Source organism: Oscillatoria sp. FACHB-1407 (assembly GCF_014697545.1).
In the GTDB taxonomy this organism is placed as follows: Bacteria; Cyanobacteriota; Cyanobacteriia; order Elainellales; family Elainellaceae; genus FACHB-1407.
In genome coordinates, this window is the sequence record NZ_JACJSA010000006.1 from 44,072 (window position 1) to 66,613 (window position 22,542).

Sequence of the window (22,542 nt, forward strand, 5' to 3'; positions counted from 1 at the left end):
GGGTTGAGTGTGAGCCGTGGAATTTACATTATTGCTAACGATCGCGTCATTGATCAGACTATTGCGTTGATTAAAAGCATTCGCTTTTATGATGCTGAAACCCCAATCATGATGATTCCCTATGATGATAACTATGGGGCGATCGCTGACTTACTCACAACAACCTATGGTGTCCAAATCTACGAAGACTTGGAGTTTGTAAATCGTCTTTCAATCAAACTCAGCGACGTATTTGGTCAACGCTTTTTTGCCCGACCCAATCAATTTCGGAAGCAGGCGTGTTGGTTTGGTCCCTTTGATGAGTTCCTCTACATCGACACAGATATTGTTGTGTTTGAAAAGATAGCTGACAATCTCAACTATCTGTCTGAATACGATTTTATCTGTTGTGATTATCAACACAATGGAGGAATTGAGAATGTCTTTTCCCCTAAAGTAATAGAGTTAAATGTTTTTAGCGAACCAGAGCTAAAAGATGTCTTTAATTGTGGCTTTTGGGGTTCTAAGAAAGGAGTCATTACAGAAGACGATCTGTATGCCACGTTTGAGGAATGTGCTCAGCATCCGGAGTATTTTGATTTCACTCAAAAGACATCCGATCAGCCCATCATTAACTACATGATCCTAAAGCGAGTGCCCAAACGCTTTAATATTGTTCGCCGACCCGGAGGGGGTCCAGGTAACTGGGGAGGAAGTACGCGATTTCAGCGAGATGGCTTCCGTCTGATCGATCCCAACGTTAATCAGCCATTGCAATATTTGCATTGGGCAGGGATTCGGATTGAACCGGGATGTCCCTATTGGGAAATTTGGGAACATTACCGCTACTTAAACGAGGAAAAACCCGCTTATTATCCTTCGGTAAAGCGGAAAAAGAGCTTGCGGCAACGCTTAGCGAGTCTGATCAAAGGGCGATAGGTTAGATGGGGTTAGAGGTTGGGTGATGTTGAGGTGATTCCATAAGCGTTGCACTTCAACTGTGATCCCAACCTTGACACGATGAAGTTACGGAACGGGGTTGACGAGGGATACGGGCGAAATATAGCCCAATGCTTCTAATTTCCCTAAAACCTTCTCAGTGCTCTCTTCCAGAGTTTCCTGATCGGTTCTGCATTCAACCTCAGGATTAAGTGGTGCTTCGTAGGGATCATCAATTCCGGTGAATTGCTTAAGTTCACCCGCACGAGCTTTTTTGTATAACCCTTTGACGTCGCGCTGTTCACAGACCTCTAAAGGAGCGTTGACGTAAACTTCGACGAAGTTGCCGATTTTGTCCCTGACCTGATCTCGAATGTCGCGGTAGGGGGAGATGGCTGAAACTAAGACAATGACCCCGTTGCGCGTCAGTAGATGAGCGACAAAGCCGATGCGACGAATGTTTTCGTCTCGGTCTGCTTTGCTAAAGCCTAACCCTTTGGTGAGATTTTCTCGAACAATGTCACCATCCAGAACTTCGACCTTGAGATTTTGGGCGCGAAGTTCTTTTTCTACCGCCATTCTGAGAGTGGTTTTACCTGCACCGCTTAAACCAGTAAACCAGACCGTTACGCCACGCTGCTCTGCACTCATCGATGATCAAATCTGCTACTAACTTTTCAAAGGTCTAGTGTAACGGATTATGACTATCGAGTTATGCTTTTTCTATCTGGCAATCATTTGCACTGCAAATCATAAGAATCACGAATGCAATGCAAGTTTGATTAATCCAGCCCGTTGTAGAAACGGATCAGGAAAAGAATTGCGTTCCTGAGTTTGAGTATTTTGAAACAGAATTGTAAACGCTCCAGCCCCTAACTTGTCTTGAGGAAACATGCGATAGCAGGGTAAATCAGTTAAGTGAGATTGATAGGGAGAGAGATGAGCAATTGGGATTGGAGCAAAATGAGAAAAGTGCTTTAGAAACCATTCGCTGACTTGTTCATTTTCTTCAGGAGAATAGGCACAGGTCATGTAGGCTAAATAGCCGCGAGGGGCAACCAGTTGAGCGGAGTTTGCCAAGATTCGCTTTTGGCGATTGGCATTTTTTTTAATGGTTACTGGATGAAAACATCCTGGGTTTTTTTCATTTTTTGCGAGCAAAGATTGACCCGTACACGGAGCATCGACAATGACAAGATCAGCAGATTGGGGAATTTCTTCTGCGAGTATTTTGGAATCTATATTGCTGATGATTTGTTGAGTTGGAGATTCCGACCAATCTGCATTCTGGCATCGCTTCAAGTTAGAGAGTAAAGCTCCGATGCGCTTACCAATAACCTCATTACTGATTAACCGTTGGGGTTGGAGTGCTCTCCAGGCAAACAGGCTTTTACCTCCAGGGGAGGCACACATATCGACAATGACTGGAGTGGGTTGAGCGATCGCCAACAGGACAGACGCCGCAAACACGGAGGAAAAATCGAGGCAGTAGTAGTAACCTGCCTGATGCAGAGGATGTTGCCCCGGTTTTGTGGCGATCGCCAATCGATCGACAAACTCAGGTTGCCAGGGAAGAGGAGGCTCCGTAGTGAAGGGGAAGTCGTCCGGTTTAGCTCGACACCACAAAATCGACGGATGAAACGGTTGGGGATGGGTCAACGCCTCGACAAATTGCGCTTGAGCGGTTGTGTCCGCAAATAATCGATGGCTCGATTTAATCAGTAGGTTAGAAGCAGGTTGCATGTAGCGATTTTGGATTTTAGATGTCCGATTTTAGAGTGACCAGAAGAATTAAGAGGACGCCATCTGGACTTGGGATAATGGAGCAAATATCCGATGGGATTCTAGCGTTCCCTCAAGGTTGGGGACGAGTTGCCGAGCCTGTTGAATGAGTTGAGTGGCACTGACGGACGGAGATAAACCGGACAGATTGAGGGGATAAATGGGAGTGCTGCGTTGCTGAAGATCGTAGGTATAGGTTTTGTCGTAGTACTCCAGGATGATGTCAAACGCCTCCGTCAATTGCTGTTGACGCAACAACTCAATCGCCTGTTGAGTGCGTAAGCCACCCAGGCGTTTGCGAATGCGCTCAGTGGCCGCCACGAGTTCTTCAACATCGGCAGAACCGTAGACATCTACCAGTAAGGACAATCGTTCCTGGCGCGATCGCACCACTTCAATCACAGGTGCCCGATGCATTTGCTGAAACAGGCTTTCTGGAATGCGGCAAATGCCAATGCGTTTGCTCTCAGCCTCGATCCAGACAGGTCTTTGAGGATCAAAGGCTACCCATTGCGTGGCCACCGTGTTTTCAAATTGCTCGTTTGTGGGTTGGAGTGGCATTCCCAAACTGCCAAAGCTGCTGCCGCGATGATGGGCGATCGCCTCTAAGTCAAGTACCTGCTCTCCCATATCAGCTAAGGCTGAGAGAATGGCTGTCTTGCCTGTGCCCGTCATGCCTCCCAAAATCAGGATCGGTCGAGGCACATAAGTTGTTTCGAGAACCCAACGCCGGAAGGCTTTGTAACCCCCAACCAGGGTTGAAACGTGAAAGCCTGCCATTTCCAGTACCCAGGCAACGGCTCCGCTTCGCATGCCACCGCGCCAGCAGTGCAGTCGTACAACACGATCGGGAGCAAGTTCTTTTGCACGCGCAATGAAATCAGCAAATTTGGGTCCGGCGATCGCAAACCCCAATTCCACTGCCTGATCTCGCCCCTGATGTTTATAGCAGATGCCTACCTGTGCTCGTTCTTCATCGGTAAACAACGGAAAACTGACGGCTCCGGGAATGTGACCTTGAGTATATTCAGCCGGACTGCGGACATCGAGAATGATGCCGGGATTGGTGAGAAAATCAGTGACTTCCAGGGATTGAGGCATTGCGTAGATACAAACGCGAGAAACAATGGATGGTTGGGCTATACCTTGATCCTAATGGGTGGGTGACTGTCTGAGGTAGAGAGGACGCGACCAATGATGCGACTGTGACTATACCCCTTGTCCTTTAGCGCAGCAAGACACGCGATCGCCTCGTCTGCTGGAACGCTTGCCAACAAGCCTCCGGAGGTCTGCGGATCAAACAGGATTGGATAGAGAGGAAAATTCTGGATTTCGGTCAGATTAGCAAGCTCAGGAGAGGCGATCGCATTTTGAGCGTGCAGAGAACTGACGATCCCCTGGCGTAGCGTTTCGTGTGCTCCTGCCAAAATGGGAATCGCTGCCCATTCCAACTCAACTGCCACATGGGATGCCCGAATCATTTCAACTAAATGCCCTAATAAACCAAATCCAGTGATGTCAGTACAAGCCGTCGCCCGATATTGCTGAAAGCATTGCGCTGCCGATTGGTTCGACAACAGCATAGAGTCAATGGCAGACTCAATCCAACGTCCTCTGGCCTTAAATTGCATATCTGCCGCAAACAACGTTCCGGTGCCCAACGCCTTGGTCAGAATCAACACCTGCCCCGGTTGCATTCCCCCCTTTGTCAGCAGGCAATCGGGCTGGATCAATCCGTTACAACTGAGTCCAAAGGCGAGACGGTCTCCTTCAGTTGTGTGTCCTCCAATCAGGACAGCTTGAGCCTGCTGAAGCACTTTGGTGGCACCCAATAACAGTTGATACAACGTCTCCTCTGTTTTAGCAGTCGTGGCGTAGGGTAAGGTGGCGATCGCCAGAGCACTCTGAGGAGTGGCACCCATGGCAAACAAATCGCTGAGGCAATGGTTTGTGGCGATTTGTCCAAACACAAAGGGATCATCAACCAGAGCTGAAAAGTAATCGACCGTTTGCACCAGAAGTTGATCGACCGGAACGCGAATGACTGCCGCATCATCCGGCGCATCTAACCCTACAACAATGTCATCCGGTTGAGTTTGGGGATAGTCCTGCTGAATCCGTTGCAGGGTTCGTTCTAACACCACACTGCCAACCTTGGAGCCACAGCCAGCGCAATGCATTTGGGGGATTTGAGCATCCGCGTGGGACTCTTGATGTCCTCTTGCTACGGCTGAAAAGGAGATTTTGGGAGCCCCCATCGGTTGGAGTTGGGTGAAGCGTTCCATGAAGCGGCGATCGATGTGGTCTTTCCACTGCCAGATCAGCGGATGGGGTCCCAACCCAAACTGTCCACGGGTGGCGATCGCCGTACAGTCCCCCATGCCAATCAAGCTCAACCAGCGTCGTTGGGGCACGAATTTTTGCAACGGTTGCTTTAATAGGGCATGGCGTAGATTTTCAAACAGGGGCTTACCCTGGCGCACGGCAAAGACTCCTGCTTTGGGACGCGGATGACATACCATTGTGGCAATATCCCCCGTCGCAAAGACTTGTGGATGGGAGGTGGATTGCAAATAGTCATTCACTTGAATGAATCCCTGTAGATCGGTTGCTAATCCTGACTCGCCTATCCAGGCCGCAGCAGTGGCTTGAGTCACCCAAAACAGGCGATCGCACTTGACCACTAACCCCGATCGACACGCAACGCGATCGGCGTGTACCTCTGTCACCTCTTCTGACAGATGAACTTGAATGCCCCGTTGTACCAATTGCGATCGCATCTGACGACGCACCCAGGCACTACTGCCTTCAAGCAAGTCTTGCCCCCGATGGAACAAATGAACTTTGACAGCGGTATCAGGTGCATCAACACTTTGATAAAGCCGTTTTAGACGGGCATGAATGTTAAGTGCCAGTTCGACTCCGCCTGTACCTCCACCCACAATTCCCAGGCTGATGGCTGTGTGAGGCGATCGCTCAAGGTCTGCCACCAATTGATCCCAACTGTTGAGAAAGTGCGAGATGGGTTTCACGGGGATGGCATGTTCTTTCGCCCCCGGCACTTCGGTAACATTCGGGGTGCTGCCAATATCAAGCGATAACAGGTCAAAGGCGATCGGGGGATGGTGAGCACAGATGACCCGATTATTTTCGAGATCCAGGGCGATCGCTCGATCTGCAATGAGTCTTGTCTGGGCAAACTGAGCTAAAGGACGTAAATCAATGTGGCACTGGTCAAAGTCATACACCCCGGCAACATATCCCGGTAACATGCCTGAATAGGGCGTGTGGTAAACATCGGTGATCAGGGTCAGCCTGACTCCGGGCAAAGGAGCCATGCCAAACAACTTGAGGGCGATCGCATGGCTGTGACCTCCTCCAACCAGCACTAAATCTTGAGTAATGGATTGATTAGACGATTGCATTCTTTAATTCTCTAGAGTGGCTGTGTCAAAACCATCAAAAAATCGTTATAAATGGTGACTATTGAGAAAGGGTTGATCATATGGAAAAGTTAGGCACCCCCATTGGCAGTTACGCTCCTGATTTTGAGTTACCAGGGGTGGATGGGTCTGTGCATCATCTCGCCAATTACTTAAAGCGATTTCAGGCAGTGGGCGTAGTTTTTATGTGTAATCACTGCCCCTACGTCAGACTCTATCTGGAACGGTTGAAGCAGATCCAGGATGAGTTTCAAAAACAGGGCTTGACCTTAATTGGAATTAACGCCAATGACGATACCCACTATCCCGATGATAGTTTCGAGAACATGAAACAGTTTGCTGCCGACAATCAGCTCAACTTCTCCTATCTAAGAGATGTGTCTCAGGATGTGGCTCGCAGCTTTGGAGCCGAGCGGACACCAGAAGTATTTCTGCTCGATCAGCAAGGGGTTGTGCGCTATGACGGCGCAATCGACGATAATGCTCAGGATGCCAATGCGGTAAAGATGTCTTATTTAAAGGATGCGATCGCTGAGCTACTAGCAGGTCACGCCATCACAGTTGCCTCGACTGAAGCGATTGGCTGCTCGGTCAAGTGGCGATGAAACGCAATTCCGTCCCGATTTGCGATCGTGGAAGCTGTTTCTACTGTTATGGTAGGTTTGAAACAACTTGAGTTCAGAAAATTGTCACTAAATGGGGATTACATATCGGCGGGTCTTATTGAAACTGAGCGGTGAAGCCCTCATGGGCGAGCTTAACTATGGCATTGATCCGGCAGTGGTTCATAGCATTGCTCAGGAAATTACGGATGTTGTAGCAGAAGGGATTCAAACGGCGATCGTAGTAGGTGGTGGTAATATCTTTCGGGGAATTAAAGGTGCAGCCGCCGGAATGGATCGGGCTACAGCAGATTATATCGGCATGATTGCAACGGTGATGAATGCGATGACCCTACAAGATGCGCTGGAGCAAAATGGGGTTCCCACACGAGTGCAAACGGCGATCGAAATGCAAGAAGTCGCTGAACCGTACATTCGTCGTCGCGCCATTCGTCATCTGGAGAAGGGGCGCGTTGTCATTTTTGGAGCAGGGTCGGGTAATCCTTTCTTTACAACCGACACAACGGCAGCCCTGCGAGCCGCTGAAATCAATGCCGAGGTTGTATTTAAGGCGACAAAAGTTGATGGGATTTATGACTCTGATCCCAAGGTCAATCCCAATGCGCGTCGCTATCAAAGTCTCACCTATGGGCACGTTTTGAGTCACAACCTGCGCGTGATGGATGGCACGGCGATCGCTCTGTGCAAAGATAACAACATCCCCATTATCGTGTTTGATCTCTCTGGCAAGGGAAATATCAAACGCGCTTTACTGGGAGAACCAATAGGAACGATTGTGGGAGGCTCTTGTGAAGTTAGCTGATGTAGAAAGTCACATGCAAAAGGCGGTTGAATCTACCCAACGCGCTTTTAACACCATTCGGACAGGTCGTGCCAATGCTGCCATTTTAGACAAGGTGATGGTGGAGTACTATGGCTCGCCGACCCCGCTTAAGTCACTTGCCGGGATCAGTACTCCCGATGCCAGTACCATCACGATCCAACCCTACGACCGTGGCTCACTCAATTTGATTGAGAAGGCCATTTCTATGTCAGATATTGGGTTAACCCCCAATAACGACGGCTCGATTATTCGGCTCAACATTCCACCGCTGACGAGCGATCGCCGCAAAGAGTTAGTCAAAGTAGCTGCCAAATACGCCGAAGAGGGCAAAGTCTCGGTTCGGAATATTCGTCGAGATGCTGTAGATACGATTCGCAAGCAAGAGAAAAATAGCGAGATTTCTGAAGATGAAGCTCGCACCATGCAGGACAATATTCAAAAATTGACTGATAAATACATCTCTAAAATCGATCAAATTTTGTCTGAAAAAGAAACAGACATCATGACGGTTTAATAGCTGTTGGGATCAGGGTAAGTACCTTATCTCAGCCTCTAAATTGAATATTGACAATTGATAGCAACCTATCCGATCCATGCGAACATGACTTTGACAGGCATGGCTTTTTTTCGGATAGGTTTTTGTTACAATCCTACTTTTCGTAGGGGTAGTAAAACTGCTACTCCTTAAGCCACCTGCTGAGCCGTAAAGGCTTGAGCGCAACGAACGACATAGGCAATATGTAGAGGATAGCCCTGCGAATAGATAGCATCCACACACTTCAGTGCAGCTTCTCGTGTTTTGTAGGAGCGCAAAACTCGCTCAGATCCATTCGCATATTGAATACATAGTTGCCAAACCATAAGTGACGCTCCAAATTGGATGAACAACCTTGAAGAACCGCTTCGCTTCATCAATCCTTCACAATCATCCTAGGAACTTCACTTTAACTTTGTACTCCGTACAAATATCGAAATTCCTCCACTAAATAAACACAAGCTAGCTATTCTCAACCATTTCAAGGGATGTAGTAGTCCTAAATCGATCGTGAATACTCTTTCATTCGTCATTCGTCATTTGTATATGACCAGCCACGATTGACCATTGACTAATGACGATTGACGAATGACCGTATCTCAGACTTCTTTATGAATCAAATGGGATGGCTATAGCAGTTATAGTTATAGCTCCATTCGATGGAGCAGAGGCGAGTCGGAAAGCTCCTAGCATCAGGGTTGGAGCCATTCGCTTTGTCCTAAGCTTTCTGACCAAATCTATATTTTACGAATCTCTCCCCCAATGATTGAATTGAATAGGGAAACTGAGATTAAACATCACAATCTGGCTAAGACCTGGTGTACGGAGGATAAAACCACTAATGTACGACTGTATTATCGTAGGTGCTGGACCCGCAGGAGGCACAGCCGCCTATCACCTGGCAAAACGGGGACGCTCAGTCTTGATTCTAGAAAAGGCTTCTCTGCCTCGCTACAAACCCTGTGGAGGTGGCGTGTCTCCCCAGGTGGCACAGTGGTTTGATTTTGACTTCAGTCCTGCGATCTCTCTCAAAGTGAATGAAATTCGGTACACCTGGAAGATGGGTGACCCCGTAGAAGCAAAACTAAAAACTCCAGAACCGATCTGGATGGTAAGGCGGGATGTGTTTGATCATTTTTTAGTGCAACAGGCGCAGAAGCAAGGTGCAGAGTTGCGAGATAGCACCGAGGTTACTGGGATTGAGTTTCAGAGCAGTCATTGGCAAGTAAACACCGCTCACGGGTCTGTCACCGGACGCTATCTCATCGCGGCTGATGGTGCCAAAGGACCGATGGCAAAATGGTTGGGGTTTAAAGAGCGCAAACGCCGCTTAGGAGCAGCCCTCGAAGCCGAGGCTCCCGCTCATGTTGAAAATCCTGATGTTGCCCACTTTGAATTCGGCATGGTCAAAAACGGCTACATCTGGAATTTCCCAAAAGCAGATGGCTATTCCATTGGCATCGGTACCTTTATCGGCGGGCAAGGACAAGACTTTAAGAGCATTCTGAGCGAATATGGCACCCTATTCGGTGTTGATATCAAGACCTGTCAGCAATATGGACATCCCCTCTGCCTTTGGGATGGCAATCAGAAGTTACACACTCAAAATGCACTCCTGGCTGGAGAAGCTGCGTGTGTGGTTGATCCCTTTACCGCAGAAGGCATTCGTCCTTCCATTTTTAGTGGCATGAAAGCCGCAGAGGCGATCGATGCTGCTCTGGGTGGCGATCAAAATGCTCTTGAAAAATATACTGAAACTATCAGTCATGAATGGGGATCGGATATGCTCTGGGCACAACGCATTGCCGGGGTCTTTTATCGTGCCCCTGGAATCGGGTATCGAGTCGGTATCAAGCGTCCCTCTGCTACCGAGCGCATTGGTCAAATTCTCTGTGGGGAAATGCGCTATGCGGATGTTGCCAATCGCGCCATCAAACGGCTCACAACAGGGCTACTTCCTGGTATGGGCAGCTAAGTAAGGGATAGGCAATAGAGACATAGATGGCACCTCATTGAAAAGCAACCTGTAGCATACCCTAATAATTTCGGGATAAATGAAAATAGCTTTCATTTTCCGCTGAGCAGGTGCATCATGACGTATAGCCTTCGAGTTGCCGATCTTCCTTTAACCGAGCGACCTCGTGAAAGGCTGATGAGTCAAGGCGCAAAAAGTTTAGCCACAGCTGAGCTACTCGCCATCCTATTAGGGACGGGTCAAGGACCCGGTAAACTCTCAGCGGTTGGTTTAGGACAGCACATCCTGAAACAACTTAGCCAACATCAACGTGATCCACTCAGCCTACTGCGCGAGATTACCCCTCAAGAGCTGACCCAAATTCCAGGAATTGGACCTGCCAAAGCGACGACCATCATTGCGGCGATCGAACTGGGTAAACGGGTCTTTAATGCGCGTCCCTCCGAAAAAACGGTAGTGGATGATCCGTCGGTTGCAGTTGCAGCTCTTAGTGATGACCTCATGTGGCAGTCGCAAGAGCGATTTGCGGTGCTCCTGCTGGATATCAAACATCGGCTCTTGGGGACTCAGGTGATCACCATTGGCACGGCTACGGAAACCCTGGCACATCCTCGTGACATTTTTCGAGAGGTGATCCGCCAGGGGGCAGTCCGAGTAATTGTGGCTCATAATCATCCTTCCGGCAGTGTTGAACCCAGCCCTGAAGACATCGCCTTAACCAAACAACTGTTGTCAGGTGCCCAAATTCTGGGAATTCCTCTCCTCGATCACCTGATTCTTGGCAGTGGTAATTACGCCAGTCTGCGTCAAACGACACATCTTTGGACTGATTTTCCTCAAGGTGATTGAATAATTTAGAACCCGTTTAAGGGATCAAGCGTCATAATGAACCAAAAGAGCCAGGACAAAGATATTGCAGATATCACTGTCCTGCTTTATACTGAAGCGTCGAATTAAGCACAACGTTGTAGTACTAAAGCAACGAGGAGGAGCCTATCCCTGATACACTAACCCTGACCGTTAGCCTGAGAGGCACGCGCGAAGTTAGGGAAAATTATCAACTATTTCGTCTTGCCGGACTGTTGGACGCCTTCTCTGAGCCAACGTTTCGGAAGGTGCTCGACAAGTTTGTAGAGGAAGGTCCACCCAATTTCATCCTGGATCTTTCGCAGATTGATTTTGTGGACAGTTCTGGGCTGGGTGCCCTTGTGCAACTTGTGAAAAAAGCGCAAAGTGCCGGAGGAACCCTGCAAATTATCACGAATCCTCGTGTCACTCAGACTGTTAAGCTCGTTCGCCTGGAGCAGTTCTTATCACTGCAAACGTCAGTTGATGTTGCTATAGAGAATCTTAAGAAAAGCTGATTCCCCATCTCTTTAACGCTCTACCTTTAACATCTGCTCAGATACAGCGGTTGCCACCAGCCGCTTTAGCTTATGTTGGGGATGCAGTTTACGAACTATATATTCGGACTTACTACCTGATGCCACCTAAGCGGTTGCAGGCTTATCATAAACAGGTAGTTGATCAAGTGCGGGCGGAGGGACAAGCGCGACATTTGCGATCGCTTGAACCCCATCTGACTGCGGTTGAGTTAGAAGTTATCAAACGAGGACGAAACGCCGCTACAAATCGACCCAAGCGGGTAGATCCAGATGTTTATCAACAAGCGACTGGATTAGAAGCTTTGATTGGGTATTTATACCTCACTGATCTCCATCGATTAATGCATCTGCTGGGGCAACTAGAGTTTGATGTGCCTCCAGGTGATTCATTGGAGATTTGAATTCCGTAACGAATTGGGCAGCTAATAGCAAAAAGAAGACAGAAGACAGAGGTTAGAAGGTGAAGGCTGACTACACCAATGTCTTAACTGCACTAATGTCTGAGGTGGATGTCTTAAGTGTTATAGCTTTGGTCAGAAAACTTAGGACAAAGGCAATGGGTCAAACCTGAATGCTGGGGGAGCTTTCCGACTCACCTCCGCCCCATCGAATGGGGCTACGGCGATAAAACTGCCTGATCTTTGTGGCGACAGCTTTAGTTTCGTTGATTTGGTTTTTGCAATATTTTTAGGGATTGATGACATATGGCTCCAAAGCATCGAAACTCCGGTTCTCAAAATCGTCCACAGCGCAACGGTTCTTCCAAAGCGGCAGCTAAGCGGACAGGTAAGCGGATTATTACTCAACCGATTCGTTCTGAAGCTGAGGGTGACTCAGAGGGGGATTACCCCAAGCGAGGACGCCCCCCCCGTTCTAAATATGGCAAGCGGGGTACAGATGCCCCTAGCAAACGAGGCGATCGCCCCAATTCGCGTGAGGAGCGGTCAGAATCGAAGCGATCGCCCCAAAGGAGTGACCGCTTCACGTCTCCCCGGTTAAAGGGGGATCGAGAAGCATCTAAATCTAAGCGGTTTCAAAGACCTGCGGAAGTCTCTCCAGTATCTAAATCAGCCACGTCTAAATCAGCCACGTCTAAAAAAGTCATTGCCAATCCTCCTGCTCCAGAAGTTCAGTCTATCGATCCCTCATTGACGGATGAAGCTGATACCGATCTGGTCTACGGTCGGCATCCGGTTTTGAGTGCCCTGGAAAGCCAACGCCCTCTCCATCGCATCTGGATTACTTCTCGGTTGCGGTATGATCCCCGTTTTCACACGCTGTTAGAGCAAGCGAAACTCAACGGGGCTGTGATTGATGAGGTTGAGCCACGACGACTCGATCAAATGACACAAGGAGCGAACCATCAAGGCGTTGCGGCTCAGGTTTCGCCCTATGATTACCTGGAATTGAGTGAGTTGATTCAGCGGGCTAAAGCCGCCAGTGATCAGCCTGTATTAATTGCAGTCGATGGTATTACCGATCCCCATAATTTGGGGGCAATTGTGCGTACGGCAGAGGCGATCGGCGCACAGGGACTCATCCTTCCACAACGTCGCACCGTGGGGATCACGTCAACTGTGCTCAAAGTAGCCGCCGGAGCTTTAGAAACTTTTCCAGTTGCAAGGGTTGTCAATTTAAGTCGCGCCCTGGAAGATCTAAAGAAAGCTGGATTCTGGATTTATGGGGCTGCTTCTACGGCTAGTCAGGCAGCTCATGCCGTTAAGTTTAACGGCTCGACTGCGTTGGTCATTGGCTCTGAAGGAGAAGGCTTAAGTTTGTTGACTCAACGCAATTGTGATGTTTTGATCTCAGTGCCACTACACGGCAACACTCCCAGTCTCAATGCATCCGTAGCTGCTGGCATGTTGTTATACGAAATTTATCGTCAGCGTTGGGTGAATATTGTTTCTTTAGATGCTTTGCAAAATAAGGGGTAACAGAGTATAACAAAACTTGAAGCTTAATGAAGATTCTACTGATATCTAGACATACTTAGAAAACTCAGTTGGGTTTGGGATGAGAAGTCCTTGAGAGGGCTCTGGTTAGTTTTTGTGCATCTGTTGTATAGAGAATAACTTGCGGGGATTATGAGCGAAATTTGGACAAGCGTTCTTAATACGGTTGGGCTGGCTTGGTGGGTTGAGGTGATTACAGAAACCCCTCGGTGCACCTATTACTTTGGTCCATTCTCAAGTGGTAAGGAAGCTGAAGAGGCTCAAGGTGGTTATATTGAAGACCTTGAGCAGGAAGGGGCGCAGGGGATCAAGGTTAATGTTAAGCGGTGTAAGCCCAGCAGTTTAACCATTGATGACGAAGTGTCTCAGATGAATAGTCGCAATGGGTCGCGGGCTTTAAGCAGCCAACTGTAGAAATTGAATTAACCCTGTCAGTTGGTTTAGACAGGATTATTGGAACAAATGACTGGGGCAAACTGCGTCGGGCTGAGTGGCAATCCATTGGTCTATATCTGCTAAAACCTGGGTTGGAATCTCCCAAGGAAACAGGTGGGCAACCTGTGGATAACACTTGAATTGACAGTTTCTGAGGTGCTGGGCTGTTTCTAGACTAGATTGAGCGGTGATGTGGCGATCGCACTCCCCTGCTAAAACCAACGCAGGAATTTGGATCGTCGCTAACGCCTCTAGTCGGTTATAGCCTGACCTCAGAGCCTGGTTAAGTGCCCGGTGAGCATAGGCAGATGTCTGGAGGTAGGCGGGCAGAGCCTCGTCAGCCAGATATCGATAGGCGACAGTAGTATGCTGTTGAATCAGATAGCGGTAGAGCGATCGCTTCCCAAAAGTGTCGATATTCCATTGCCAGGATGGGTAGACCCGATTGACCAGGGAGGCGATGCCTGTGTGCAGATTATCTTGCCAGGACATGGGGGGATGGCTGCCACGGGGTCGTGCGGCGGTGGCAACAAGAATCAATCCACTGACTCTTTCTGGCAACGTAAGTGCCAGTTCCATTGCCAGGATACCGCCGAGCGACCAACCCAGCACCAGGCAACGACGGATGTGGAGGCGATTGAGTAAGGCTTCCAGGTCCACCAAATGGGTTGCCATCTCAAACTCCTCTGAAACGCGGCTTTGCCCGTAGCCTCTGAGGTCAGGAGCAATAGTTTGAAAGCGATCGGACAGGTGTCTGGTAAAAACCGACATGCTGCTTCCGGAGCCTGGATGTCCGTGCAGGCAGAGGATAGGATACCCTGATCCCTGAATTTGAACTGCCAGTTGCAAGGCAGGATGATGAGACATGGAGGAAAAAGGAAGAAGAAAGAAAGAAAAAAGAAGGGGATGAAGCATGAGGGATAAGAGAATTCCCTGAAGCCTTTGATCCCGCTCTTCCTTCTATTCTCCCTCTTCCCTACTCTTTCTTCCTCTTCTACAAGTGCCCTTGCTGCTCAATGTGTTTGGCGATGTCGTTAATGCAACGGCGCAATGCCCGTTCGTTGGCGGTGTAGTTGAGGGCAACGGTTGCGACGTAATATTCACCATTAACGGTAAACGCCAGGGTAGTGCCCAACATTTTGGAGTTCTGCCCGGTTTTTTCGCCCATCCAAATTGCTCTGGTGCTTCGCAAGCCGTCGTAGCCCAACACAGTGTCATATTGGCTTGCCAGAATCTCGATCAAAACGTCATCTCCGGGATGCTCTTGAGCGTAGATTTGCCGCATCATCTCGGTCATCTCGTCCGTGTTGAAGCGATTGGGTCTTGACCCTGCATTGGCGGGAAAGGTGCTCTCCCCTACCAGTTTGTAATCCACAAACGTAACCGGAAAGCCGCGATCGCGCATGACCTGGTTAATGTAATCGCGTCCCAGATAGTCGATCAACTGGTTAGTTGCAATATTGCTGCTCTGGTTGATCATGCGTTCCAGCAGTTTGCGGAGCGTGTATTCAGACCCCACCCAGATATCAGAGGCATCCTCAGTGTAGTTGCCCCGACTGACTGTGATCTTGGTGTCAAGGTTGATGTTGTCAGTAGCGACTTTTTCCATCAGGGCGATCGCCACGGGCATTTTAATCAAGCTAGCAGGACTCGCCGGCGTTTTGTTGCCTTGCCAGCGGCGACACTCCCCTGCCAGGTTACAGACGGTGATAAACACATCTTCGGGAGGTAGCTCTGTTCGTTCGGCGATCGCCTTGAGGAAGCCCGATCGCGATGTGTCGTAGTTGTAGGAAGCAGCGGATAAATTCTTTTCATACTCCTCTAGCCTGGTTGTTGCCTCAGTCGTCAAGAAAGTGTCCTGAGGGACTTGCTTAAGAGCATTGACGGCTTCTTGCCAGAGGGAATAAATATTTTTAATCGTTTCAGGAGAGTCATCCGATCGCGTTTCTAAATCACTGGCTTCGTCTGCCAGTTGACGTGCCCGATCCCAATTTTTTTCAGCGGTTTCTTCAACTTGAATGCGAATCTCAACGGCTTGCAACTCTTGTAAGAGGGTCGTTGGAGCCGAGAAAATACCGATTCCTGTCAGAGTGGGGGTTGCTGCCGGAGACTCAAGCTCAGCCCGGAGGCGATCGCGGATCTGATACAGGTCTTCCAGGGATTGAATTTGAGGATCTTCGAGTTCTTCAGTGTAGGGTGTTTCTAAAACGGGCGCGATCGATCGCAGTGGAAAAGCAACCATCGCCCCTGCCAACATCAGGGTCATTATTGGAACCTTTACAAGCAACCACCGACGCATGTCTACCTCACACCACTGAAACACCACATTAGCCAACAACCAGTGAAACCTTGAGCGATCGCCTCGTCTGTAGACCGGATGACCGAATTTGCTACAGGGATATAAAAGCTGATTTTAGAGGGTTAATGTCACTTATTTGAGTGAGCTTCAACACCGATCTCGAATATTCGTAACAGCCTACCTCACCATGACGATAGTCGATAATCTGAATTCAGCTACATATAGTGTTTTCAAATATTAGGAACACCAAAGGTAGACTAAATGAAAAATACCCGTTCTGTTACAGTTTTGTCTAGAATTCTTTAATGTTTCCCCTATTGATTTGGATCTTCTGAATGTTTGTTTTTGAGAGCGTCAATCACTCACGCTGTTATTCATACAGAAGATCGATCCGTTCGTTCAGGAAATTATTCCTTTAAGAGGTCAGCCCATGCCATCGATTCGCGAGTTGCACGATCAACTCACTCGCAAAGAACGCTCTGCCGTTGAAATCACTCAAGCCACCCTGGATCGTATTCAAGCGTTAGAACCAAAGCTGCGGAGCTTTTTGTACATTACGGCTGAGCAGGCGTTAGAGCAGGCAAAACAGGTCGATGCCCAACTTGCCAACGGTGAAACGCTGGGACCGCTAACCGGAATTCCGGTCGCCGTGAAGGACAATATGTGTACCCAGGGCATTCCCACGACCTGTGGTTCTAAGATTCTGCAAAACTTTGTGCCACCCTACGAATCGACGGTGACAGCCCGGTTGAGAGCAGCGGGTGCCATCATTGTCGGCAAAACGAATATGGATGAGTTTGCCATGGGCAGTTCGACTGAAAACTCTGCCTACCAACTCACCGCCAATCCCTGGGATTTGGAGCGAGTGCCTGGAGGGTCTTCTGGGGGGTCAGCCGCCGCTGTTGCTGGAGGACAGGTACCGATCGCCCTGGGGTCGGATACAGGAGGCTCCATTCGCCAGCCCGCTGCTTTGTGTGGTGTCGTGGGGATGAAGCCCACCTATGGGTTAGTTTCTCGTTACGGTTTGGTTGCCTATGCTTCATCGCTGGATCAGATTGGTCCCTTTGGGCGATCGGTGGAGGATGCGGCTCGATTACTGGGAGCGATCGCGGGTTATGACCCTAAAGACTCGACCAGCCTCAAAGTAGAAATTCCTGATTATGCGGCTGCGCTGACGGGAGCAGGGTCGATCAAAGGTTTACGGATTGGGGTGATTCAGGAAACCTTTGGCGAAGGACTTGATCCCGTGGTTGAAGCTGCCGTTAATAAAGCGGTTCAACAATTGCAGGAATTAGGGGCACAAACTCAAGTCATTTCCTGTCCACAATTCCGGTATGGGTTACCAACCTACTATGTCATCGCGCCCTCGGAAGCATCTGCCAATCTGGCTCGCTATGACGGGGTGAAATATGGTTTTCGGACAGACCATCCGGATAACCTGCTGAATATGTACACTCAAACCCGTGCTCAAGGGTTTGGGGCTGAGGTCAAACGCCGCATCATGATTGGCACTTATGCGTTGTCGGCGGGCTACTACGATGCCTATTATCTGAAGGCTCAAAAAGTGCGAACGCTGATCAAGCAAGACTTTGAACGCGCCTTTGAGCAAGTAGATATTTTAGTGTGTCCGACATCGCCCACTACAGCCTTTAAGGCGGGTGAGAAGACCGACGACCCCCTCAGCATGTACCTCTCTGACCTGATGACCATTCCGGTGAACCTGGCAGGGCTTCCTGCGTTGAGTTTGCCTTGTGGCTTTGATGATCAGGGGTTGCCGATTGGGTTGCAGATGATTGCCAATGTCCTACGGGAGGATTTGTTGTTTTCAGCAGCGTATGCTTACGAGCAAGCAACCCCCTGGCATGAGCAAACACCGCAGTTGGATTAGTTAGGAAAGCGAATTAAATAAGTTCGATATTGGGTGAGCGCGGGTTTTGTCGTCAAATCCATTGCAGGTTTAGCAGATGGGTCTGCTAAACCCGCCTGTAAAGTGGTTGGTGGTTAATGGTCAATGGTCAATGGTTGGTGGTTGGTGGTTAATGGTCAATGGTCAATGGTTAATGGTTAATGGTTAATGGTTAATGGTCAATGCTCAATGGTTAGTGGTCAGTGGTTAATGGTCAATGGGGTGGTGTTCCAAACCTGTTGATAACCTCTGTAAGACCCCCTGTAGTCCCCCTTGGTAAGGGGGACGGCGACAGCCAGGGGTTAGTGGCAACAGATCTGAAACACTACCGGTCAATGGTTTACGAATGACTAATGACTGTTAACTAACGTCAGTTCGGTTTAAGAGCCCGGCGAATGAATTCGCGGCTACTAGAGCGAAGTCCACCGACGCGGACTACCGAAAATCAAGGTTTGACGAACCGACGCAGGTCGGTTTTGCTCTGATAGCGGCGGTTTTAACCGCCGAAATCCTGATCCCGAATTCACGTTAACTAATGCCTCATACCCCCTTCTATCTCATCCGTATGAAAAGCTTATTTGCGTCGTTTCGCTGGTTGTCTCTGAGTGTAGTGGGGTTGCTGCTCGTTGCCTATGGCGGGATTTGTCTCTATCTCTATTTTCGACAGACCCGCTTCATTTTCTTTCCATCCCCTTACATTGAGACGACTCCTGACGAGTTTGGCATGGCGTATGAGGATGTGTGGTTGTCTGTGGGCAATGGCAATCCCCCTGCCCAGCTACATAGCTGGTGGATTCCGGCGCAATCAACGTCACGAGGTGTTGTGTTATATCTGCATGGCAACGGTGCCAATATCGGTGCCAATGTCGCTCAGGCAGAGCGATTTCATCGGTTAGGGCTATCGGTGTTGTTGATCGACTATCGTGGCTATGGCAAGAGCACAGGCGGTTTTCCCTCGGAGGTGAAGGTCTATGAAGATGCAGCGATCGCCTGGAATTATCTGACGCAGGAACGGCAGATTCCGCCGCAACAGATTTTGCTGTACGGGCATTCCCTGGGAGGGGCGATCGCCACTCAATTAGCCATTCAGCAGCCCGATGCAGCCGGGTTGATTGTGCAGTGTTCGTTCACCTCCATTCGGGAGATGACCAACCGTATGCCGCCTTATCGTCTGTTACCAATCGATCTCGTGTTGACTCAACGGTTTGACTCAATTCACAAAGTGCCCCGTTTACAAATGCCAGTGTTGTTTATTCATGGCATAGCAGATACGGAAGTCCCGGCGGATATGAGTCAGAGCTTGTTTGATGCGGCTCCTGAACCGAAACGACTCTGGCTAGTCCCTGGGGCAGGGCATAACAATGTGGGAGATACCGCAGGAGCAGAATACTTGCGAGTGGTGGAGCAATTCGTGCAGGAAACGATCCCTAATCCAGCAGTGATTGATTAATGTGAATTCGGGATCAGGATTTTGGCGGTTGAAACCGCTGCTGTCGGCACAAAACCGACCTGTATCAGTTCGTCTAACCCTTGATTTTTGATAGCCTGCGACGGCAGATTTGGTTCCGGTCGCCGTGAATTCATTTGCCAGGGTCTTAAACTTGGTCATTTCCTAACCCTTCTGGCACCAAAACCGATACATAGCCGAGAAGGCAGTGGGATGAGTTGCCTCAAATTGGTCGAGCCAGGTCAGATTAGTTAGGGTGGGATCGTCCGGAAACTGAGCTTTGTATGCCTGAGTTAAATCGGGGGCGATCGGCTCTAGCCCAATCAAGTGTAAACCAAGGTGCTCTAGGATTTCGGCAATTTGTGGCAGGGTGTAGTTTTGCTCTTGCACATGAAAGATCAGATCTCGACAACCGCTTAAGCTGTAGAAATCGGGCGATCGCATCACCTGTGTCACCAAATCATCGGTATTCAACTCAAAGATGGCTTGTCTGGCTTGCCGAATGCCGTTGGTCGTCTGTTCAAAGCCTCGTTTGGCAATGAATGCTCGTGCTGACTGGACAGGTTGTCGGACGCGATCGTTATACAAAGCAATTCGCATGATCCCCATCGGCTTCAACAGGTTGACGAGCACCCGCCAACCCGCTACCGGATCGTCCAGATGGTGTAACACACCCACCGACTCAATTACCGCAAAGGACTGTTGCAGTGATCCCAACTCCAAAATATCGCCCTGATAGAAAGTGATGTTTTGCACACCGAGTTCCGTTGCCATGCGACTGGCATAAGCAAGACTGGCACGACTGAGATCAACAGCAACTACATTGCTGTTTTCGTAGGTTTGAGCCACGTCGATCGCGTGTTTGCCCGTGCCACATCCAGCTACGAGAACTTGTAGAGGTTCTTGCAAAAAGGGGGGTGGAGAAAAGTGGGGTAGTAGGCTAGTCAATAGGGTAGTCAGCGGACGAGGAGCGATCTTCGGAAGGCTAATCCAGCGAGGGTAAGGATTTTCCTCGTATTGAGTTTGAACCGCGAGGGAGATTTCATCTTGAATTGGAGTGATTGCCTGAAGGGTTGTTTGGATAGTCTGTTCTTGTTGGCGATCGCGCACACTCCGTTTGACCAGCAATCGCATCAGGGGATGCCAGGATTCGGAGGTAACCTCTAACAGGCGATCGCTCCCGCATAGAGTGTGCAATGAAAGGTAGGTTGCGATCGTTGCGAGTTGCAGTTGAAATTCTGTAGTCGTGACAGGAGTCGTGACAGCCGATAATAACTGCTGCTTAAGCTGGGTTTGGTGCTGCTGTAGTGTTTGCTCTTCAGCCGCACTGACCGCAAAGACATACTCATTGTTGAAACACTGCACAGCTAGAGCCGCTACAAATGCGAGTGAGTTTGGGTCGGGCGATCGCTCCAACAGTTGCTTGCGGAGGTGAGTCAGGAAGATTTCTACTTCCGGGTCAACCAAAACTGACCGTATCAAAATCTGCTGGAGTAACGATTGCTGAAACAGCCACTCCAACTCTGATTGGGCTGAATTGATTAAAGTTGCTTCACGGTCGTGCAACAGACGAGTCATCTCTGGAGTCAGCTTGAGTAGATAGGTGGCGATCGCCCCCAGGGTTTGCTGATCCACTTCTGGCAAGTCAAAGCAATGCTCTATCGTTTGCAAGAACTCCGCATCCACAGTTGCAAAGGCTAAATGGGGCAAACACCGGGCAAATCGAGAGAGGTAGTCTAAGTTTTGGGGATCGAGCCGCACCGCAACATAGGCATGGTTAAAGGCAACATCCCACTCACCTCGATTGACTAAAACCCCAGCTAGACGGTGATGCACGGCGGGATCGCTGGGAGATTGCTGTAACGCCTGACGATAGATTGCTTCTGCTGTCTCCAGATTGCCGTTGCTGGAGTAGCGATCGCCTGCTTCTAACAATATCCCCACCAGTTCCGTTGTCCATGCTGTGACCTGATCTGGCTCCCCTTGAGCCAACACATACACCCAGGTAGATTCTGCCGCCAATGCATCACCCGCTAGCAGTTGCGCCAAACCCAACCGCCAGTAATGAGACGCTTCATCTGGCTCAGCCTCAATGCACTGCTCATACAGAGCGATCGCCTGATCGGGTTGCTCGTGCGACAGAGCCTCGGATGCCTGGTGCAGCCATTGGGAAATAGCCATAGCATGACATTTACAGTTCTCCTTCAGTGTAGTCGGGGGCTATGGTTTGCCGGGAATAAATCAGGAGCTTTTTTCTAGCTCAAATCGTGTGCAAGCGTCTGACGGTTCTCTAGAATCCGGCTGATTTTCCTGCTCTTGAGGCAATTGCCAGGTTTCGACATTCAGCCCCAGATCGACCATGACCTGATTAGTTGCCCAAGTCGCTCCCTCAAACAGTTGCACCATTTCCAGAGAAGCAGACTCTAATTTTTGTCCAGTCATGTCGTACAGATTTACCTCCCCCGGTGCATCGCTGCCCTGTCCTGGCATCGCAATCAACATCGGGTAAGAACGCACGACGATGCAAAATTGACCATTCTGACTGGATTCAGTACTACGAATGTAAGACTGACAAGCCGTTAAAAACGTTGTGATTGACAACAGAAGCAAACTTCTCAAGCGGGATGATGGGTAGACGTTTCGGGGATAGCGCGATCGCCAAAGGGTCATAGTCATCCAGTCCAGCGTTGAACTCAGCTAAATCTAATTCAGCCTTTTGTAGAGTTTTTTGAACTGTGAATTTGAACTGTGAATTAGACGCAGGTTAGTAGCACGACACAGTAGACTTGAACTAAATTAACGTCAATTCGGGTTAAGCACTTGGCGAATGAATGCGCGGCTATCAAGACGCAGTCCACTGTTGCGGACTACCGGAAATCACAGGTTCGCTCAACCGACGCAGGTTGGTTTTGTGCCGATAGCTGCGGTTTCAACCGCCAAAATCCTGAATCTCGAACTCAGGTTAAATTAGCAACAGCGATCGCCACTTTTTGAAAGGATTACTGATAAGGATTAC

The 22,542-nt window shown here is 49.3% G+C and carries 23 protein-coding genes; 13 read left to right on the top strand and 10 right to left on the bottom strand.

Going from position 1 to position 22,542, the window contains the following annotated elements; genetic code table 11:
- The first annotated feature begins 9 nt into the window (after window positions 1–9).
- Window positions 10–918: an Npun_R2821/Npun_R2822 family protein gene (locus H6G89_RS11610; protein ID WP_190506251.1), complete on the top strand. Its 909-nt coding sequence runs from the start codon at window positions 10–12 to the stop codon at window positions 916–918.
- Between the two features lie 87 nt (window positions 919–1,005).
- On the opposite strand, the gene cysC is transcribed toward H6G89_RS11610, so the two are convergent.
- The 4 genes from cysC to selD form a co-directional block, all read right to left on the bottom strand.
- On the bottom strand, window positions 1,006–1,569 hold the full coding sequence (cysC, locus tag H6G89_RS11615) for an adenylyl-sulfate kinase (RefSeq protein WP_190506253.1): 564 nt from the start codon (window positions 1,567–1,569) through the stop codon (window positions 1,006–1,008).
- Between the two features lie 108 nt (window positions 1,570–1,677).
- Window positions 1,678–2,661: an RsmB/NOP family class I SAM-dependent RNA methyltransferase gene (locus H6G89_RS11620; protein ID WP_190506255.1), complete on the bottom strand. Its 984-nt coding sequence runs from the start codon at window positions 2,659–2,661 to the stop codon at window positions 1,678–1,680.
- Window positions 2,662–2,709: 48 nt separating this feature from the next.
- Window positions 2,710–3,801 carry a tRNA 2-selenouridine(34) synthase MnmH gene (gene mnmH / locus H6G89_RS11625; protein ID WP_190506257.1) on the bottom strand — a complete coding sequence of 364 codons (1,092 nt, stop codon included), beginning with the start codon at window positions 3,799–3,801 and terminating at the stop codon, window positions 2,710–2,712.
- 38 nt (window positions 3,802–3,839) lie between these two features.
- A complete protein-coding gene (gene selD / locus H6G89_RS11630) occupies window positions 3,840–6,125 on the bottom strand; it encodes a selenide, water dikinase SelD (protein WP_190506260.1) in 2,286 nt (761 codons plus the stop codon).
- 80 nt (window positions 6,126–6,205) lie between these two features.
- Here selD and H6G89_RS11635 point away from each other — a divergent pair, with 80 nt between their 5' ends.
- The 3 genes from H6G89_RS11635 to frr all read left to right on the top strand — a co-directional run bounded on the left by H6G89_RS11635 (window position 6,206) and on the right by frr (window position 8,103).
- Complete coding sequence (locus H6G89_RS11635) at window positions 6,206–6,748, top strand: thioredoxin family protein (RefSeq protein WP_190506261.1); 543 nt, start codon at window positions 6,206–6,208, stop codon at window positions 6,746–6,748.
- A 91-nt stretch (window positions 6,749–6,839) separates the two neighbouring features.
- Window positions 6,840–7,568: a UMP kinase gene (gene pyrH, locus H6G89_RS11640; protein ID WP_190506263.1), complete on the top strand. Its 729-nt coding sequence runs from the start codon at window positions 6,840–6,842 to the stop codon at window positions 7,566–7,568.
- Window positions 7,555–8,103 (top strand): ribosome recycling factor, encoded by a 549-nt coding sequence (gene frr, locus H6G89_RS11645; RefSeq protein WP_190506265.1) that lies wholly within the window; start codon window positions 7,555–7,557, stop codon window positions 8,101–8,103. The genes pyrH and frr overlap by 14 nt, the downstream gene beginning before the upstream one ends.
- Window positions 8,104–8,273: 170 nt before the next feature.
- Here the strand turns inward: frr and H6G89_RS11650 are convergent, their stop codons facing one another.
- Window positions 8,274–8,450 carry a family 2 glycosyl transferase gene (locus H6G89_RS11650; protein ID WP_190506266.1) on the bottom strand — a complete coding sequence of 59 codons (177 nt, stop codon included), beginning with the start codon at window positions 8,448–8,450 and terminating at the stop codon, window positions 8,274–8,276.
- 515 nt (window positions 8,451–8,965) lie between these two features.
- Here H6G89_RS11650 and H6G89_RS11655 point away from each other — a divergent pair.
- From H6G89_RS11655 to H6G89_RS11680, 6 genes are all read left to right on the top strand, one after another.
- Window positions 8,966–10,099, top strand: coding sequence for a geranylgeranyl reductase family protein (locus H6G89_RS11655; RefSeq protein WP_190506268.1), 1,134 nt, complete (start codon window positions 8,966–8,968; stop codon window positions 10,097–10,099).
- A 117-nt stretch (window positions 10,100–10,216) separates the two neighbouring features.
- Complete coding sequence (radC, locus tag H6G89_RS11660; protein WP_190506271.1) at window positions 10,217–10,948, top strand: RadC family protein; 732 nt, start codon at window positions 10,217–10,219, stop codon at window positions 10,946–10,948.
- A 146-nt stretch (window positions 10,949–11,094) separates the two neighbouring features.
- A complete protein-coding gene (locus H6G89_RS11665; RefSeq protein ID WP_190506777.1) occupies window positions 11,095–11,463 on the top strand; it encodes an STAS domain-containing protein in 369 nt (122 codons plus the stop codon).
- A 50-nt stretch (window positions 11,464–11,513) separates the two neighbouring features.
- A complete protein-coding gene (locus tag H6G89_RS11670) occupies window positions 11,514–11,885 on the top strand; it encodes a Mini-ribonuclease 3 (RefSeq protein WP_375539688.1) in 372 nt (123 codons plus the stop codon).
- A gap of 303 nt (window positions 11,886–12,188) precedes the next feature.
- A complete protein-coding gene (rlmB, locus tag H6G89_RS11675) occupies window positions 12,189–13,421 on the top strand; it encodes a 23S rRNA (guanosine(2251)-2'-O)-methyltransferase RlmB (RefSeq protein WP_190506273.1) in 1,233 nt (410 codons plus the stop codon).
- Window positions 13,422–13,571: 150 nt separating this feature from the next.
- Window positions 13,572–13,853: a DUF1816 domain-containing protein gene (locus H6G89_RS11680; protein WP_190506275.1), complete on the top strand. Its 282-nt coding sequence runs from the start codon at window positions 13,572–13,574 to the stop codon at window positions 13,851–13,853.
- A 36-nt stretch (window positions 13,854–13,889) separates the two neighbouring features.
- Here the strand turns inward: H6G89_RS11680 and H6G89_RS11685 are convergent, their stop codons facing one another.
- Together H6G89_RS11685 and H6G89_RS11690 are read right to left on the bottom strand one after the other, a co-directional pair.
- Window positions 13,890–14,741, bottom strand: a complete 852-nt coding sequence (locus H6G89_RS11685) for an alpha/beta fold hydrolase (protein WP_190506277.1) — start codon at window positions 14,739–14,741, stop codon at window positions 13,890–13,892.
- Window positions 14,742–14,868: 127 nt separating this feature from the next.
- Window positions 14,869–16,140, bottom strand: coding sequence for a serine hydrolase (locus H6G89_RS11690; RefSeq protein ID WP_190506279.1), 1,272 nt, complete (start codon window positions 16,138–16,140; stop codon window positions 14,869–14,871).
- A gap of 463 nt (window positions 16,141–16,603) precedes the next feature.
- Here H6G89_RS11690 and gatA point away from each other — a divergent pair, with 463 nt between their 5' ends.
- Window positions 16,604–18,061 (top strand): Asp-tRNA(Asn)/Glu-tRNA(Gln) amidotransferase subunit GatA, encoded by a 1,458-nt coding sequence (gatA, locus tag H6G89_RS11695; RefSeq protein WP_190506281.1) that lies wholly within the window; start codon window positions 16,604–16,606, stop codon window positions 18,059–18,061.
- A 583-nt stretch (window positions 18,062–18,644) separates the two neighbouring features.
- Window positions 18,645–19,529 (top strand): alpha/beta hydrolase, encoded by an 885-nt coding sequence (locus H6G89_RS11700; protein ID WP_190506283.1) that lies wholly within the window; start codon window positions 18,645–18,647, stop codon window positions 19,527–19,529.
- On the opposite strand, the gene H6G89_RS11705 is transcribed toward H6G89_RS11700, so the two are convergent.
- The 3 genes from H6G89_RS11705 to H6G89_RS11715 are packed head-to-tail and all read right to left on the bottom strand — an operon-like array spanning window position 19,526 to window position 22,202.
- The gene (locus tag H6G89_RS11705; protein WP_190506285.1) at window positions 19,526–19,663 is read right to left on the bottom strand and encodes a hypothetical protein; all 138 of its coding nucleotides are present in this window, start codon (window positions 19,661–19,663) and stop codon (window positions 19,526–19,528) included. The two genes, H6G89_RS11700 and H6G89_RS11705, sit on opposite strands and share 4 nt — an antisense overlap.
- Before the next feature lie 28 nt (window positions 19,664–19,691).
- The gene (locus tag H6G89_RS11710; protein ID WP_190506287.1) at window positions 19,692–21,707 is read right to left on the bottom strand and encodes a class I SAM-dependent methyltransferase; all 2,016 of its coding nucleotides are present in this window, start codon (window positions 21,705–21,707) and stop codon (window positions 19,692–19,694) included.
- Between the two features lie 60 nt (window positions 21,708–21,767).
- Window positions 21,768–22,202 carry a hypothetical protein gene (locus H6G89_RS11715; protein ID WP_190506289.1) on the bottom strand — a complete coding sequence of 145 codons (435 nt, stop codon included), beginning with the start codon at window positions 22,200–22,202 and terminating at the stop codon, window positions 21,768–21,770.
- Between the two features lie 151 nt (window positions 22,203–22,353).
- Between H6G89_RS11715 and H6G89_RS11720 the strand changes: the two genes are divergently transcribed.
- On the top strand, window positions 22,354–22,497 hold the full coding sequence (locus H6G89_RS11720) for a hypothetical protein (RefSeq protein WP_190506291.1): 144 nt from the start codon (window positions 22,354–22,356) through the stop codon (window positions 22,495–22,497).
- Window positions 22,498–22,542: the final 45 nt, after the last annotated feature.